Source organism: Streptomyces sp. NPDC002754 (assembly GCF_053592315.1).
Window position 1 is genome coordinate 333,604 of sequence record NZ_JBSFVM010000005.1, and the last position, 14,670, is coordinate 348,273.

Sequence of the window (14,670 nt, forward strand, 5' to 3'; positions counted from 1 at the left end):
CCGTCACGGCGCGACGATTCCCGCCGAACCGGCGGAGCAGGCGGCGTAGAAACCACCCGCGCCGCCGCACAGGACGCAAGCAGCTCCGCCATCGACACGTTGTGTTCTGAAGCCGACATGGACGCCTCCCGAGGGCCGGAGCAGCCGTAGTTAGGTAGACCTAACCAGTACCGAACCCCCATGTGAACACGCCGAAGCCACGCCGCGCAAGAATTTGCCGACGCCCTGTCGGGATACCTGTCGGGATACGCCCCGCCCCCGCGACCGATCAGCCCGCCAACGACCCCAGGTCCGCCCCGGCCCACCGCTCCCCGATCCCGCTGAACGTCACGACCCGCACCTCGTCGGTCGTGTCCCCCGTGGCCCGGTCGATGATCACGTGAAGCCGGTCGTCGGACAGCTCCTCGACCTTGCCGTCGCCCCACTCCACGACGACCACGGAACCCGGCAGGGACACGTCGAGGTCGAGGTCCTCCATCTCGTCGAGCCCGCCTCCGAGCCGATACGCGTCGACGTGCACCAGGGCGGGCCCCTCGCCGAGCGGCGGATGCACGCGGGCGATCACGAAGGTCGGCGAGGTCACCGCGCCGCGTACACCCAGGCCCGCACCGAGCCCGCGGGTCAGCGTCGTCTTGCCCGCGCCCAGCTCACCGGTGAGCATCACGAGGTCGCCGGGGCGCAGCTGTTTGGCCAGGGCGAGCCCCAACTCCCGCATCTGGTCCGGGGAGTTGACGGTGACGGTGACCGTGCTGACGGGGGTTTCCCGAGCGGTGGCGGGCTCAGCCGCCGGGCTGTGCGGTGTTGCCGGTGTCTCCATAAATCCCCACGGTAGCGGCTGTCGGCACCGCTCCCGCACGCACCAAAAGGTCCGCGAGGCGGTCCGTCACGACCTCGGGGTGCTCCAGCATCACGAGGTGCCCCGCGTCCGGCACCAGCACGTACTCGGCGTCCGGCAGCAGCGCCGCGATCGCCTCGCTGTGGTCGCTCGGCGTGACCAGGTCGCGCTCCCCCGCGAGGACGAGCGCGGGCAGGTCCGCGAAGTGCGCCAGGGCGTCCGCCTTGTCGTGGTCCCCGAACGCCGGGTAGAACTCGGCGACCACGTCGATCGGCGTCCCCTCGATCATCCGCTCGGCGAACCGGGCGACGGCCGGGTCGACGTCCCGCGAGGCGAACGAGTACCGCTTGATGATCCCGGCGAACAGGTCGGCCGTCGCGCGGCGCCCCTTCTCCACGAGGTCCGCCCGCTGCCCGAGCGCATTCAGTACGCCGGGCAGCACCCGCCGCACCGCGTTCACCCCGGCCATCGGGAGCCCGTAGTTGACCTCGCCGAGCTTCCCCGACGACGTACCGATGAGGGCGACGCCCACGACCCGGTCGCGGATCAGCTCGGGGCACCGGTCGGCGAGCGCCATGACGGTCATGCCGCCCATGGAGTGGCCGACGAGGACGAGCGGCCCCTCGGGCGCGGCCGCGTCGATGACGGCCAGCAGGTCGCCGCCGAGCCGGTCGATGGAGACGGGCACCCCGTCCTCGACCTGCTCGGCGCCCCGCCCCGAACGCCCGTGGCTGCGCTGGTCCCAGTACACGCAGCGGACGACGCCGCGCAGGGCCGCGCGCTGGAAGTGCCAGGAGTCCTGACCCAGGCAGTAGCCGTGACTGAAGACGACGGTGACGGGCGCCGGGTTCTTGCGGCCGAACAGGCGGCGCCGACGGGACCCGGAGGGCTCCGGCTCCGCCTCGTCGACCTCGTAGTACAGCTCCGTGCCGTCCTCCGCGTACGCCTTTCCCGGCACGCCGCGCAGCGCTCCGTAGGGCCCCGACGCGTCGAGGGCGAGCCGCGCCTTCCTGCGCATCCCGCGGCCCACGGTCAGCCGCTCGATGGCGACGCCCGCGGCGGCCCCGGCCGCGACCACGCCTATGGCGGCGCCCGCGAGGCCGGCCCGCCGCCAGTTCCCCGACGCGGCCTGTTCAGCCGCTTCGACGACGGCCGCCGTGGCCGGTGCGCTGCTCTCGCTCACGTGCCGCTCCCTGCTCCGCGTCCTGCCTGTCGCCCGGTGTCGGGTGACCCGTTTCGTTGTTGCTTCACATGGTGGCGGCTCGGACCGCCGTGTCGGTGGACCTTCAAGCCGTGACGCCGGTCACGCGCGCGTGGCGCCGCCTTCTTCGTCGCCGCTTCCTTCGTCTATGCAGTCGCCGCTTTCTGCGTCTACGTAGACGCGCGGTACGCGGGATCCGATGCGCGTGACGATCTCGTACGCGATGGTGCCCGACGCGACCGCCCAGTCCTCGGCGGTCGGCTCGCCGCCGTCACCGGGTCCGAAGAGCACCGCCTCGTCCCCCGCGGCCGGTTCGTCGCCACCGAGGTCGACGACGAACTGGTCCATGGCCACGCGGCCCGCGATCGTGCGCCGCTTGCCGCCGATCAGGACCGGGGCCGTGCCGGACGCGTGCCGCGGGATGCCGTCCGCGTAGCCCAAGGGGACGAGGCCGAGCGTCGTCTCGCCCGGTGTGACGTAGTGATGCCCGTAACTGACGCCGAGTCCACCCGGCGCGTGCTTCACGAGCGCGAGGCTCGCCTTCAGCGTCATGACGGGGCGAAGCCCGAAGTCGCCGGGCGTGCCGACCTCGGGGCTCGGCGAGATCCCGTACATCGCGATGCCGGGGCGCACGAGGTCGAAGTGTGTCTCGGGAAGGGTCAGCGTCCCCGGCGAGTTGGCGATGTGCCGGACCTCCGGTGTGACGCCCTCGCCCTCCGCGTACGCGACCATCTCCCGGAAGGTGGTCAGCTGGGCGGCGATGGACGGGTGCCCCGGCTCGTCGGCGCACGCGAAGTGCGACCAGAGCCCGGTGACGTTCACGAACCCGTCCCGCTGCGCCTTCAGCGCCTCCCGTACGAGCTCGGGCCAGTCGCCGGGCAGGCATCCGTTCCGCCCGAGGCCTGTGTCGGCCTTGAGCTGGATACGGGCGACCCGGCCCGCCGCGCGCGCGGCGTCGGCGACCTCCCGCAGCGCCCACATGCCGCTCACCGACATGTCCAGATCGGCCTCGATGCCCGCCCGCCAGGGCCCGCCCGGCACCCACAGCCAGCACATGATGCGCCCGGTGAGACCCGCCGCGCGCAGTTCGAGCGCCTCCTCCGCGGTGGCGGCCCCCAGCCATTCGGCCCCCGCGCCCTTGGCGGCGCGCGCGACCGGAAGCATGCCGTGCCCGTACCCGTCCGCCTTCACGACCGCCATGAACGCGGCCCCGGGCGCGTGGTCCCGCAGGGCGCGCACATTGGCCTTGAGGGCGGCCAGATCGATCTCGGCGCGGGCGCGGAGCGGGGCAGTCACGTTCTCGTTCATGGTGAGGTCAGTGTCTCAGAGGGGTGTGACATCACATCCGTTGGCCGATCCGGCACCCGTCGCTCCGGCCGGAGCGACGGCCCTGCGGGACACTCGATGGCATGCGACTCGCTCACGACGTAGAGACGGTCCGATCCGCCGAGCGCGCCCTCATGGCGCGGCTGCCCGAGGGCGCGCTGATGCGGCGCGCGGCGGCGGGTCTCGCCACCGCCTGCGCCGATCTGCTCGGCAAGGTGTACGGATCCCGGGTCGTCCTCCTGGTCGGCAGCGGGGACAACGGGGGCGACGCCCTGTACGCGGGCGCCCGCCTGGCCCGGCGCGGCGCGGGCGTCACGGCGCTGCTGCTCTCCCCCGAGCGCGCGCACCCCGGGGGCCTCGCGGCGCTGCGCGCGGCGGGCGGCACGCTCCTCGACGCGCAGGACGAGCACGCCACGGAACGCGTTGGCCGCGCCGACCTCGTCGTCGACGGCATCGTGGGCATCGGCGGCAAGGGCGGCCTGCGCCCCCGCGCGGCCGAACTGGCCGACGCGGCACGGGGCACCGTCGTGGCCGTCGACCTTCCGAGCGGCGTCGACGCCGACACCGGTGAGGTGCGCGGCGCGGCGGTGCGGGCGGACGCGACCGTCACCTTCGGCACGTACAAGCCGGGCCTCCTCATCGACCCGGCGCGGGAGTACGCGGGCGCGCTCCGCCTCGTCGACATCGGCCTCGAACTCACCCCTTCCGAAACGTGTCTCGAGGCGCTCCAGTACGCGGACGTCGCGACCCTGCTCCCCGAACCCACCGGCGAGAGCGACAAGTACCGGCGCGGCGTCGTCGGCATCGTCGCCGGCTCGGCGCGCTACCCCGGCGCGGCGGTCCTGGCGGTGGCGGGCGCGCTGCACGGCGGCGCGGGGGCCGTCCGGTACGTGGGCCCGGCCGCGGACGCGGTGCTGGCCCGCTTCCCGGAGACGCTCGTCTCGGCCGGGCCACCGGCGAAGGCGGGCCGGGTCCAGGCGTGGGTGATCGGCCCCGGTCTCGGCGACGACCCGTCGGGCCTGCACGACGTCCTGGCCTCGGACGTCCCGGTGCTGATCGACGCGGACGGGCTGCGCCTCGCCGACCCGGCGACGGTCCGCGCCCGCACGGCGCCCACCGTGCTGACCCCGCACGCCGGGGAGGCGGCCGCGCTGCTCGGTGCGACCCGCGACCAGGTGGAGACCGAACGCCTGGCATCCGTAAGGGAGTTGGCGGCCCGCTATGCCGCCACGGTCCTCCTGAAGGGCTCGACGACCCTGGTCTCGCCGCCGGACGAGACCCGCCCGGCCCGTGCGAACCCCACCGGCACCCCGTGGCTCGCCACGGCCGGCAGCGGCGACGTCCTCTCCGGCCTGACCGGCTCCCTGCTCGCGGCGGGCCTGCACCCCCTGGACGCGGCCTCGGCGGGCGCGTACCTGCACGGTCTGGCGGCCCGGCACGCGGCGCAGGGCGCGCCGGTGTCCGCACAGGACGTGGCGGGGGCGCTGCGGAGCGCCTGGCAGGACGTCACGGAAAACCACTTCGCCTGACGCCACTCCGTTGCTACCGTCGTCGACGACCGTGCAGTCACAGCTGGGAGGTGAGACCCGTGAACGCAGTCACCCATGGGTGCTCCCTCAGCTCGTCACGGTCCGGCGGCTGACAGCAGGTGTCGCCGGGAGCGCCCCGTAGATCTCACGATCGAGGGCCTCCGAAAGGGGACACCGATGACCACAAACAGCACCCGCCCCACAGCCCCTCCCCCACTCGTCGTCACCCGCGTCGCCGACCACCAATGGCACGCGCTGGAGAACGACGAGGTGATCGGCCGCGGTCACGCCGCGCACCGGCCCGACGGCCGCCTCTTCATCAGCGTCGACGCCTGGCACGACACCGCGTTCGCGGCCCTGGCCGAGACGCTGCTCACGGACCTGCCGGGCCCGCTGCACACCGTCGTCGACGAGAACGACACCGAACTGACGTCGAAATGGCGGGAGTTCGGCTTCACGGTCGGCCGCGGCGAGTGGGAGTACGAAGTACCCACCGACCCCGCCGTCACGGGACTCGGCGCGGTGCGCCCGCCCGCGGACGTCGCCGTCGTCCCGTACGGCGCGGCCGACGAGGCGCGGCTGCGCGCCCTCGACCGTACGGTCCGGGACGAGGTCGAGGCCACGGTCGGCTGGCGCACCATGCCCGCCGAGGTGCGTCCGCTGCCGCCGGGCGTCACCGTCGTCGACCCCACGAAGTACACCGCGGCCGAGGCCCCGGACGGCGCCTACCTGGGCCTGTTGCGCCTGGCGACGGCCACCCGGCGCCCCCGCATCGGCCTGCTCGCGGTCCGCACCGACGCGCGGCGCCGCGGCATCGCGCGGGCCCTCCTGGCCGACGTACTGAACACCCTGCACCGCTCCGGCGCCGAGGCCGCGTCGGCCGAGGTGGACGAGTCGAACGAAGCGGCCACTGCCCTCTTCGACGGCATCGGGGCGCGGCGCGTGAACCGCGCGCTGGAGCTGGTCCGATGACAAAGAACACTCAAGGCGGCGTCCACGCCGAAGGCACCGTCGTCGAGTGCCTGCGCAGCGCGATGTTCACGGTGGAGCTCGACAACGGGCACCGGGTCCTCGCGCACGTCAGCGGCAAGATCCGCAAGAACTACATCAAGATCCTGCTGGCGGACCGGGTCCAGGTCGAGATCACGCCGTACGACCTGACACGGGGCCGCATCGTGTTCCGCCACCGGGCGTAGGGGCTGCCAGTGGTGGCCGAAGGGGCGGGCGGTCTACCCCTCGGCCACCACTACCGCCGACGCGACCCCCGCGTCGTGGCTCAGCGACACATGGAACCCCCGCACGCCCAGTTCCGCCGCCCGCGCGGCCACCGTCCCGGTCACCCGGAGCCGCGGCTGCCCGCTCTCCTCGACCCACACCTCCGCGTCGGTCCAGCGCAGCCCGGCCGGCGCGCCGAGCGCCTTGGCGACGGCCTCCTTCGCGGCGAACCGGGCGGCGAGCGAGGCGATCCCGCGCCGCTCCCCGCTGGGCAGCAGCAGCTCGTCGTCCAGGAAGAGGCGCTCGGCCATGCTCGGCGTACGCTCCAGCGACGCCGCGAACCGCTCGATCTCGGCCACGTCGATACCGACCCCGATGATGCTCATGCAGCAGACCTTACGGTCGCCGGGCCCGGCGTCCGGCGTCAGGCGGTGCGCCCTCTGGCGATCCGGTCCCGCGCGTCCCGCACGAGCTCCAGGTACTCGACCTCCTCGCAGCGCGGCTTGCTGCCGAAGCGGTAGAAGTCGAGGCAGTCGTCCAGATCCTCGCCGATGTCCTCGTCGGGCAGTTCGAGCGCGAGTTCGCTGCGGACATGACTCGCCCAGTCGTCCATGGCGTAGGCACCCGCCGGCCTGCGGCGGACAAAATTCGGCACACGAAGCGCGGCCATCACGGTTCCCCTCCCGCCCCGCGGACAGCGTTACGTCCCACGGGTGTACGGAACGTATCGCCACCCCCACGCAAGGTCCATACCTGTGGCGAACCTGTGACGAACAGGGTTCCCACATCTCCCGGCGTGACACACCCCACCTGCCACCGCGGGCCACACTGCCGTAACAATGGACTGTGATCTCTCCGGTCTCCGAGTCCAAGCCACAAGCGACCTCCCGGAGCACCCACCGGCAGAAGCCGGAGGTGACTCCCTATGTCGACCTCACCCGCACCGAATGGAGTGCACTGCGCGACAAGACGCCACTGCCGCTGACCGCGGAAGAGCTGGAGCGGCTGCGCGGCCTCGGTGACGTGATCGACCTGGACGAGGTCCGCGACATCTATCTGCCGCTCTCCCGCCTGCTGAACCTGTACGTGGGCGCGACCGACGGCCTGCGCGGGGCGCTCAACACGTTCCTCGGCGATACGAACAAGAAGGCCGCCCAGTCCGGCACGCCCTTCGTCATAGGGGTCGCCGGCTCCGTGGCGGTCGGCAAGTCGACCGTCGCCCGCCTGCTCCAGGCCCTGCTCTCCCGCTGGCCCGAGCACCCGCGCGTCGAGCGGGTCACCACCGACGGGTTCCTGCTCCCCACCAAGGAGCTCGAGGCCCGCGGCCTGATGTCACGCAAGGGCTTCCCCGAGTCGTACGACCGGCGCGCCCTGACCCGCTTCGTCGCCGACATCAAGGCGGGCAAGGACGAGGTGACCGCCCCGGTCTACTCGCACCTGATCTACGACATCGTGCCGGACGAGAAGCTCGTGGTGCGCCGCCCCGACATCCTCATCGTCGAGGGCATCAACGTGCTGCAGCCCGCCCTGCCCGGCAAGGACGGCCGCACCCGCGTCGGCCTCGCCGACTTCTTCGACTTCAGCGTGTACGTCGACGCGCGCGCCGAGGACATCGAGTCCTGGTACCTCAACCGCTTCCGCAAGCTGCGCGCGACGGCCTTCCAGGACCCGTCCTCGTACTTCAGGAAGTACACCCAGGTCTCCGAGGAGGAGGCCCTGGACTACGCGCGCACCACCTGGCGCACCGTCAACAAGGTCAACCTCCTGGAGAACGTGGCCCCCACACGCGGCCGCGCGGGACTGGTGATCCGCAAGGGCCCCGACCACAAGGTGCAACGGCTGCGTCTGCGCAAGCTGTAGCTGTTAGAAAGACCCCATGCTGCATCTGCGCCTCATCACGCCGTCCGACTCCACGGACGACGTGGTGCGTCTGATCGAGAAGACGACTGGCACCACGCACCTGGTGGTGTTCCCGGGCGCCGCCCGCACGCCGTCGGGCGATGTCGTCATGTGCGACGTCGCCCGCGAGGCCGGTGACGAACTCATCGGCGGGCTGCGGGAGTTGGGCATCGACCGGTCGGGCTCGATCTCCGTTGAGACCATCGACCTGTCGCTGTCCCTGCGCGCCGACAAGGCCGAGGAGGACGCGCCGGGCGAGGGCGCGGACGCAGTCCTGTGGGAGCAGCTCTCGGACGCCACGCACGAGGAGTCCACGCTCACGGTCACGTACGTGGCGTTCCTGGTCATCGCGACGATGATCGCGGCGTGCGGTGTCGTGCTCGACAACGCGATCCTGATCGTGGGCGCCATGGCCGTCGGCCCCGAGTTCGGCCCGCTCGCCGGGTTCTGCACGGCCCTGGTGCGCAAGGCACCGCGCCTGGCCTGGCGTTCCCTGGTCGCCCTGCTCGTCGGCTTCGCCGTGGCGATGGCGGTGACGGTGGGCTTCAGCTACTTCATGGACGCCGTGAACCTGTTCAGCGAGAGCCAGTTGGAGGCGGACCGGCCGAACACCGGCTTCGTCTACGCGCCCGACTGGTTCTCGTTCGTGGTGGCCGTGCTCGCGGGCGCGGCCGGCACCCTGTCGCTCACCTCGGCGAAGTCCGGCGCCCTGGTGGGTGTCGCCATCTCGGTGACCACGGTCCCGGCGGCGGCGAACGCCGCGGTGGCGCTGAGCTACGACGACATGGGCCAGATGTGGGGCTCGACCCAGCAACTCCTGCTGAACCTGCTGGGCATCGCCCTGGCCGGTACGGCCACGCTCCTCGCCCAGAAGTACCTCTGGGCCAAGCAGCGCGAACGTACCGCCAAGCGACTCGCCAAGAGCTGAGTACTAGCCCAGCGCCGACTTCACGACGTCCGCCAGGCGCTCCGCGACGGACCGGGCCTGCGCGATGTCCGCGGCCTCGACCATCACCCGCACCAGCGGCTCCGTACCCGACGAGCGCAGCAACACCCGCCCGGTCGCGCCGAGTTCACTCTCCGCGTCCGCCACGGCCCTCGCGAGGTCCTTGGACGTGGTGACGCGGGACTTGTCCACGTCCGGCACGTTGATGAGCACCTGCGGCAGCCGCTCCATGACGCTCGCGAGGTCCCTCAGCGTCCGCCCGGTCTGCGCGACGCGCGCAGCGAGCAGCAGGCCCGTCAGCGTGCCGTCGCCGGTCGTCGCGTGGTCGAGAACGATGACGTGCCCGGACTGCTCGCCGCCGAGCGCGAACCCGTTCTCCTTCATGTTCTCCAGGACGTACCGGTCGCCGACGGCGGTCTGTACGAGGTCGATGCCCTCGCGCTCCATCGCCAGCTTCAGGCCCAGGTTCGACATGACGGTCGCGACCAGCGTGTCGTCGCGCAGCACGCCGCGCGCCTTCATGTCGAGCGCGAGCACCGCCATGATCTGGTCGCCGTCGACCTCGGACCCGGTGTGGTCCACGGCCAGGCAGCGGTCGGCGTCCCCGTCGTGCGCGATGCCGAAGTCGGCCCCGTGCTCGACGACGGCGGCCTTCAGCAGGTCCAGGTGGGTCGAACCGCACCCGTCGTTGATGTTGAGACCGTCGGGCTCGGCGCCGATCGTGATGACGTCGGCACCGACGCGGGTGAAGGCCTCCGGGGAGACCCGGGAGGCCGCACCGTGCGCCTCGTCGAGGACGATCTTCAGGCCCTCGAGCCGGTTCGGCAGCACGCCCGCGAGGTGCGCGATGTACTGGTCGAGGCCCTCGCCGTACGACTTCACGCGGCCGACGCCCGCGCCCGTCGGGCGGTTCCACAGGGCGCCGGTGCTGTGCTCCTCGTAGATCGTCTCGATGCGGTCCTCAAGGGCGTCGTCCAGCTTGTGGCCGCCGCGCGCGAGGAACTTGATGCCGTTGTCCGGCATGGCGTTGTGGCTCGCGGAGAGCATCACACCGAGGTCCGCGCCGAGCGCGCCCGTCAGGTACGCCACCGCGGGCGTGGGCAGCACGCCCACGCGCAGCACGTCGACTCCGGCGCTGGCCAGGCCCGCGACGACCGCGGCCTCCAGGAACTCGCCCGAGGCGCGCGGATCTCGGCCGACCACGGCCACCGGGCGATGGCCCTCAAAACTGCCGGCCTCGCCCAGAACATGTGCCGCCGCCACCGACAGACCGAGCGCGAGCTCCGCCGTCAGATCCGCGTTGGCGACGCCGCGCACGCCGTCCGTGCCGAAGAGTCGTCCCACCTTGATGTCCTCCGAACCTTCACATCGTCATAAGCCGAACGCCCCGGCGGCACGATACGTGCCGCCGGGGCGAACGGAAGAACAAGCAGGCAGCGGAATTTAGCGCTTGCTGTACTGCGGGGCCTTGCGGGCCTTCTTGAGACCGGCCTTCTTGCGCTCGACCGCACGGTCGTCGCGGCGGAGGTAGCCGGCCTTCTTGAGGGCGCCGCGGTTGTTGTCCGCGTCGGCCTCGTTCAGCGCGCGGGCCACGCCGAGGCGCAGGGCACCGGCCTGACCGGAGACGCCGCCACCCGAGATGCGGGCGATGACGTCGTAGCGGCCGTCGAGCTCGAGCACCTTGAAGGGCTCGTTGACTTCCTGCTGGTGGACCTTGTTCGGGAAGTAGTCCTCGAGCGTGCGCCCGTTGACCTTCCACTTGCCGGTGCCGGGCACGATGCGAACGCGCGCGATGGCGTTCTTGCGACGGCCCAGGCCAGCGGCCGGCTGCGGGTCACCGAAGCGGGCCGGGTTGGACTCCGAGGTGTACTCGCCCTCGACAGGCGCGTCCGACTCGGTGGTGTAGCTCTCGACGTCGACGGTCTCGGTCTCTTCGACCGGCGTCTCGGCAGTGGTCTCGGCCACGATTCTCCTCAGATTCTTTTCTGTCTTAGGGGGTGTGGCCGGAACTACTGCGCGACCTGAGTGATCTCGAACGGCACCGGCTGCTGGGCAGCGTGCGGGTGCGTGTCGCCCGAGTAGATCTTCAGCTTCGAGAGCATCTGACGGCCGAGCGTGTTCTTGGGGATCATGCCCTTGATGGCCTTCTCGACGGCCTTCTCCGGGTTCTTCTCCAGAAGCTCGTCGTAACGGACGGAGCGCAGACCACCCGGGTAACCGGAGTGGCGGTACGCCATCTTCTGGGTCTTCTTGTTGCCGGACAGGTGCACCTTGTCGGCGTTGATGATGACGACGAAGTCGCCCATGTCCATGTGCGGCGCATAGGTCGGCTTGTGCTTGCCACGCAGAAGGGTGGCAGCGGTGGTCGCCAGACGACCCAGGACGATGTCCTGGGCGTCAATGACGTGCCACTGGCGAGAGATGTCGCCGGGCTTGGGGCTGTACGTACGCACGGTCGTATGCCTTCGCTTCTTCAGTGAATGGGGTCCTGACACACGGCACCACTGAAGCGATCATGCAGCTGGGGCTCACAGTGCCGGGGACGCTGCCCGTATGCGAGCCACTGGTAACTGCTCCAGGGAACCTACGTAAGGGCCCTTCGCGTGAGAACGACCAAGCCAATACGTATAACAACTGTCGAGAGTACCCGCGCTGCCCCGTACGGGTCAAAACGCGTGGGCCCCGGTGAATCCGGAGGCCCTGTACTCCACTGTGCCGTGCCCCTTCACGGTAACGCGACGGAACCCCTCACACCTCCACCACGGGACGAGGGCGATGCCACACCAGGCAGTACCTCTAAGATGCGCCCCATGAGTTTCGGGCAAGGGGGATCCCCGTGGGGGCCCAATGACAACGGGTCGACCCCGGACTGGGCGTCGCTCGCGGAGGCATCAGAGTCTCGCGCGCGCAAGAAGCGCTGGATGGTGATCGGTGGCGCGATCGTGGCCACGCTCGCCGTCGGTTCGGCGGTCGCGTGGGGCATCGTCTCGACGAACAGCAAGAACGAAGCCGCCAACAAACCGGCCGACCAGCTGCCGAGCACGGCGGACATCCCCAGCGAGGGCGAGTCGGGAGGGCCGTCCTTCGACGCGACGACCCCGCCGCCCCCGCTCGATCCGAACGACTTCATCAACAGCGCCGCGAAGGACAGCGCCCCGCTCAGCGCGGACACGCTCTTCCCCGGCAAGAAGCTCACCTTCGGTGACCGCGTCTACACGAAGGGCGCCACGGCCCGCACGACCGACTGCGCGTCGGCCGCGCAGAAGGGCCTGTCCGGGGTGCTGAAGAACAACGACTGCAACCAGCTGATCCGCGCCACGTACTACAAGGGCAACTCCGCGGTCACCGTCGGTGTCGCCGTCTTCAAGACGAAAGCGCAGGCGACGAAGGCCAAGGAGCAGTACGACTTCGACGGCTCGGTCGTCTCGCTGCCCGGCTCCGGGGTGCCCACGTTCTGCCGCACCACGACGTGCCGCTTCACCGCGAACTCCGTGGGCCGCTACACGTACTTCACCAACGGCGGCCTCACCAACGGCCAGGACGCCTCGAAGAAGGACACCATGGTGTTCTCCCTCGGCGACGACCTCCAGGAATTCACGTTCCAGCAGATCAAGCGACGCGGCGAGGTCCAGGCCTCCGCGGCCGCCACATCGGGCTGACCGCCACCCCGGGCGCCGCCCTCAGCAACATCCGGCGCCCGGGAGGGTCCGCTTGTTGCGCGCCTCCTTGTTGCGCGCGGCGAGCAACTCGTCGGCGGGGTAACCGACTTCCTCCAGCGTCAGCCCGTGCGGCCGCACCACGTGCACGGCGGAGTCCCGCACACCCGCGGCGAGCACCTTGCCGGGCCAGTCGGCCGAGCGGTGCCCGTCCCCCACGAACAGCAGCGCCCCCATCAGGGACCGCACCATGTTGTAGCAGAAGGCGTCGGCACGCACGGTCGCCGTGACGATCCCGTCCTCGCCACGCACGAGGCTGAGCTCCTGCAGCGTACGAATGGTGGTCGCACCCTCACGCCGCTTGCAGTAGGCGGCGAAGTCGTGCTCGCCGAGCAGCCGTTCGGCGGCCTCGTTCATGGCGTCGACGTCCAACGGCCAGTCGTGCCACAGCACATGGCCCCGCAGCAGCGGATCGACGCCGCCCGGATGATCCGTCACCCGGTACGCGTACCGCCGCCAGATCGCCGAGAAACGCGCGTTGAAGCCGCCCGGCGCCTCGGCCACCGACCACACCCGCACATCCTTCGGCAGCCGCCCCGCGAGCCGCTTCAGCAGCTTCTCCCGGTGCTCGCCCCAGACCTCCGCCGGCAGGTCCACGTGCGCGACCTGGCCCCGCGCGTGCACCCCGGCATCGGTCCGCCCGGCGACCGTCAGGTCGTACGTCCGCTCGGACCGGGTCACCGTACGGAGCGCGTCCTCGATCTCCCCCTGCACGGTCCGCCGCCCGGAGGCCTGCTTGGCCCAGCCGGAGAAGTCCCTGCCGTCGTAGCTCACATCGAGCCGCAGCCGGACGAACCCGTCCGCCACCTCATCACTCACAACCCACAGTCCCTACCTAGGAGAAACGGAAAGCGGGCCCGCCCCGGAAGGGCGGACCCGCTCACACACAAGGCATCAGCCTCAGGCGTCCTTCGACTCCTCAGCGGCAGCCTCGGCCGGAGCCTCGGTCTGCGCCTCGGTGGCCTCGGCGTCCTTGGCGGCACGCTTGGTGGCGGCCTCGGCCTCACCGGTGGCCTGCTGCTGCACCGTCAGGGCCTCGACCAGCTCGATGACAGCCATGGGCGCGTTGTCGCCACGACGGTTACCGATCTTGGTGATACGGGTGTAACCACCCGGACGGTTCTCGTAGCGCGGGGCGATCTCGGTGAAGAGCGTGTGGACGACGCCCTTGTCCGTGATGACCTGGAGCACCTGACGGCGGTTGTGAAGGTCGCCCTTCTTCGCCTTGGTGACCAGACGCTCCGCGTACGGACGCAGACGACGGGCCTTGGCGTCGGTCGTCGTGATCTTGCCGTGCTCGAAGAGCGACTTCGCGAGGTTCGCAAGAAGCAGCTTCTCGTGCGCGGCGCTGCCGCCCAGACGGGCACCCTTGGCGGGCTTCGGCATGATTTCTCCTAGGTGTCTGCCCTGGCCGTACTAGGTACCAGGGTCAGTGTTCGAGCGGGCAGGGTTGCCCGTCGAAGACCCCGGCCCCTGAAAGGGGCGCGGGGAACTGCGCAACCGCAACCACGGTCCCGCAGCAAGCGATCCGCCCGCCGAAGCGGAGCGACTCAGTACTGCTCGGTCTCCACGAAACCCGCGTCCGCGTCGTCGTCGGCGCCGAAGGCGTCGGCGGCAGCGGTCGGGTCGAATCCGGGCGGGCTGTCCTTGAGGGCCAGGCCCATGCCGGCCAGCTTCGCCTTGACCTCGTCGATCGACTTCGCACCGAAGTTGCGGATGTCGAGCAGGTCGGCCTCGGAGCGGGCGACGAGCTCACCCACGGAGTGGATGCCCTCGCGCTTGAGGCAGTTGTACGACCGAACGGTGAGCTCGAGCTCCTCGATCGGCAGCGCCAGATCGGCGGCCAGGGCGGCGTCCGTCGGGGACGGACCCATGTCGATGCCCTCGGCGTCGATGTTCAGCTCGCGAGCGAGACCGAACAGCTCGACCAGCGTCTTACCGGCGGAGGCCATGGCGTCACGCGGACGCATCGCCTGCTTGGTCTCGACGTCGACGATCAGCTT

The 14,670-nt window shown here is 70.9% G+C and carries 17 protein-coding genes; 6 read left to right on the plus strand and 11 right to left on the minus strand.

From position 1 onward, the window contains the following. Nucleotides 1-268: 268 nt before the first annotated feature. The 3 genes from tsaE to alr form a co-directional block, all read right to left on the minus strand. Nucleotides 269-817, minus strand: coding sequence for a tRNA (adenosine(37)-N6)-threonylcarbamoyltransferase complex ATPase subunit type 1 TsaE (gene tsaE / locus ACWD2L_RS15545; RefSeq protein WP_351334631.1), 549 nt, complete (start codon nt 815-817; stop codon nt 269-271). Then, nucleotides 780-2,018 (minus strand): alpha/beta fold hydrolase, encoded by a 1,239-nt coding sequence (locus tag ACWD2L_RS15550; RefSeq protein WP_351334634.1) that lies wholly within the window; start codon nt 2,016-2,018, stop codon nt 780-782. Before ACWD2L_RS15550 ends, tsaE begins: the two co-directional genes overlap by 38 nt. 120 nt (nt 2,019-2,138) lie before the next feature. Then, nucleotides 2,139-3,344 carry an alanine racemase gene (gene alr / locus ACWD2L_RS15555; protein ID WP_351334637.1) on the minus strand — a complete coding sequence of 402 codons (1,206 nt, stop codon included), beginning with the start codon at nt 3,342-3,344 and terminating at the stop codon, nt 2,139-2,141. Between the two features lie 101 nt (nt 3,345-3,445). Between alr and ACWD2L_RS15560 the strand changes: the two genes are divergently transcribed. The 3 genes from ACWD2L_RS15560 to infA all read left to right on the plus strand — a co-directional run bounded on the left by ACWD2L_RS15560 (nt 3,446) and on the right by infA (nt 6,087). Next, nucleotides 3,446-4,891 carry an NAD(P)H-hydrate dehydratase gene (locus ACWD2L_RS15560; RefSeq protein ID WP_351334640.1) on the plus strand — a complete coding sequence of 482 codons (1,446 nt, stop codon included), beginning with the start codon at nt 3,446-3,448 and terminating at the stop codon, nt 4,889-4,891. A 177-nt stretch (nt 4,892-5,068) separates the two neighbouring features. Further along, complete coding sequence (locus ACWD2L_RS15565) at nt 5,069-5,863, plus strand: GNAT family N-acetyltransferase (protein WP_351334643.1); 795 nt, start codon at nt 5,069-5,071, stop codon at nt 5,861-5,863. Then, complete coding sequence (gene infA, locus ACWD2L_RS15570; protein WP_351334645.1) at nt 5,860-6,087, plus strand: translation initiation factor IF-1; 228 nt, start codon at nt 5,860-5,862, stop codon at nt 6,085-6,087. The genes ACWD2L_RS15565 and infA overlap by 4 nt, the downstream gene beginning before the upstream one ends. 33 nt (nt 6,088-6,120) lie before the next feature. On the opposite strand, the gene ACWD2L_RS15575 is transcribed toward infA, so the two are convergent. Together ACWD2L_RS15575 and ACWD2L_RS15580 are read right to left on the minus strand one after the other, a co-directional pair. Then, entirely contained in the window at nt 6,121-6,492 is a 372-nt protein-coding gene (locus tag ACWD2L_RS15575; RefSeq protein ID WP_266713129.1) for a holo-ACP synthase, read from the minus strand. 38 nt (nt 6,493-6,530) lie between these two features. Then, the gene (locus ACWD2L_RS15580; RefSeq protein WP_351334647.1) at nt 6,531-6,776 is read right to left on the minus strand and encodes a hypothetical protein; all 246 of its coding nucleotides are present in this window, start codon (nt 6,774-6,776) and stop codon (nt 6,531-6,533) included. A gap of 176 nt (nt 6,777-6,952) precedes the next feature. Between ACWD2L_RS15580 and coaA the strand changes: the two genes are divergently transcribed. Further along, nucleotides 6,953-7,966 (plus strand): type I pantothenate kinase, encoded by a 1,014-nt coding sequence (gene coaA / locus ACWD2L_RS15585; RefSeq protein WP_451189805.1) that lies wholly within the window; start codon nt 6,953-6,955, stop codon nt 7,964-7,966. A gap of 16 nt (nt 7,967-7,982) precedes the next feature. Beyond that, nucleotides 7,983-8,933 (plus strand): DUF389 domain-containing protein, encoded by a 951-nt coding sequence (locus ACWD2L_RS15590; protein WP_351334651.1) that lies wholly within the window; start codon nt 7,983-7,985, stop codon nt 8,931-8,933. A 3-nt stretch (nt 8,934-8,936) separates the two neighbouring features. Here ACWD2L_RS15590 and glmM read toward each other — a convergent pair whose 3' ends face one another. The 3 genes from glmM to rplM all read right to left on the minus strand — a co-directional run bounded on the left by glmM (nt 8,937) and on the right by rplM (nt 11,404). Then, nucleotides 8,937-10,295 (minus strand): phosphoglucosamine mutase, encoded by a 1,359-nt coding sequence (gene glmM / locus ACWD2L_RS15595; RefSeq protein ID WP_351334653.1) that lies wholly within the window; start codon nt 10,293-10,295, stop codon nt 8,937-8,939. Between the two features lie 99 nt (nt 10,296-10,394). Next, nucleotides 10,395-10,916 carry a 30S ribosomal protein S9 gene (rpsI, locus tag ACWD2L_RS15600; protein ID WP_351334656.1) on the minus strand — a complete coding sequence of 174 codons (522 nt, stop codon included), beginning with the start codon at nt 10,914-10,916 and terminating at the stop codon, nt 10,395-10,397. Between the two features lie 44 nt (nt 10,917-10,960). Beyond that, nucleotides 10,961-11,404: a 50S ribosomal protein L13 gene (rplM, locus tag ACWD2L_RS15605; RefSeq protein ID WP_351334659.1), complete on the minus strand. Its 444-nt coding sequence runs from the start codon at nt 11,402-11,404 to the stop codon at nt 10,961-10,963. 348 nt (nt 11,405-11,752) lie between these two features. Between rplM and ACWD2L_RS15610 the strand changes: the two genes are divergently transcribed. Then, nucleotides 11,753-12,610 carry a hypothetical protein gene (locus tag ACWD2L_RS15610; RefSeq protein ID WP_451189810.1) on the plus strand — a complete coding sequence of 286 codons (858 nt, stop codon included), beginning with the start codon at nt 11,753-11,755 and terminating at the stop codon, nt 12,608-12,610. A gap of 21 nt (nt 12,611-12,631) precedes the next feature. Here ACWD2L_RS15610 and truA read toward each other — a convergent pair whose 3' ends face one another. The 3 genes from truA to ACWD2L_RS15625 form a co-directional block, all read right to left on the minus strand. Further along, nucleotides 12,632-13,486, minus strand: coding sequence for a tRNA pseudouridine(38-40) synthase TruA (gene truA, locus ACWD2L_RS15615; RefSeq protein WP_351334664.1), 855 nt, complete (start codon nt 13,484-13,486; stop codon nt 12,632-12,634). Between the two features lie 81 nt (nt 13,487-13,567). Then, nucleotides 13,568-14,053, minus strand: coding sequence for a 50S ribosomal protein L17 (rplQ, locus tag ACWD2L_RS15620; RefSeq protein WP_351334667.1), 486 nt, complete (start codon nt 14,051-14,053; stop codon nt 13,568-13,570). Nucleotides 14,054-14,217: 164 nt separating this feature from the next. Continuing rightward, the coding region (locus ACWD2L_RS15625) for a DNA-directed RNA polymerase subunit alpha C-terminal domain-containing protein (protein ID WP_351334669.1) at nt 14,218-14,670 on the minus strand (453 nt) is incomplete at its 5' end.

Bases quoted from the DNA above. Each gene is read 5' to 3' on its own strand.
- tsaE (WP_351334631.1), bottom strand. From the start codon at position 817: ATGGAGACACCGGCAACACCGCACAGCCCGGCGGCTGAGCCCGCCACC.
- alr (WP_351334637.1), bottom strand. From the start codon at position 3,344: ATGAACGAGAACGTGACTGCCCCGCTCCGCGCCCGCGCCGAGATCGAT.
- ACWD2L_RS15560 (WP_351334640.1), top strand. From the start codon at position 3,446: ATGCGACTCGCTCACGACGTAGAGACGGTCCGATCCGCCGAGCGCGCC.
- ACWD2L_RS15565 (WP_351334643.1), top strand. From the start codon at position 5,069: ATGACCACAAACAGCACCCGCCCCACAGCCCCTCCCCCACTCGTCGTC.
- infA (WP_351334645.1), top strand. From the start codon at position 5,860: ATGACAAAGAACACTCAAGGCGGCGTCCACGCCGAAGGCACCGTCGTC.
- ACWD2L_RS15575 (WP_266713129.1), bottom strand. From the start codon at position 6,492: ATGAGCATCATCGGGGTCGGTATCGACGTGGCCGAGATCGAGCGGTTC.
- ACWD2L_RS15580 (WP_351334647.1), bottom strand. From the start codon at position 6,776: ATGGCCGCGCTTCGTGTGCCGAATTTTGTCCGCCGCAGGCCGGCGGGT.
- ACWD2L_RS15590 (WP_351334651.1), top strand. From the start codon at position 7,983: ATGCTGCATCTGCGCCTCATCACGCCGTCCGACTCCACGGACGACGTG.
- ACWD2L_RS15610 (WP_451189810.1), top strand. From the start codon at position 11,753: ATGCGCCCCATGAGTTTCGGGCAAGGGGGATCCCCGTGGGGGCCCAAT.
- rplQ (WP_351334667.1), bottom strand. From the start codon at position 14,053: ATGCCGAAGCCCGCCAAGGGTGCCCGTCTGGGCGGCAGCGCCGCGCAC.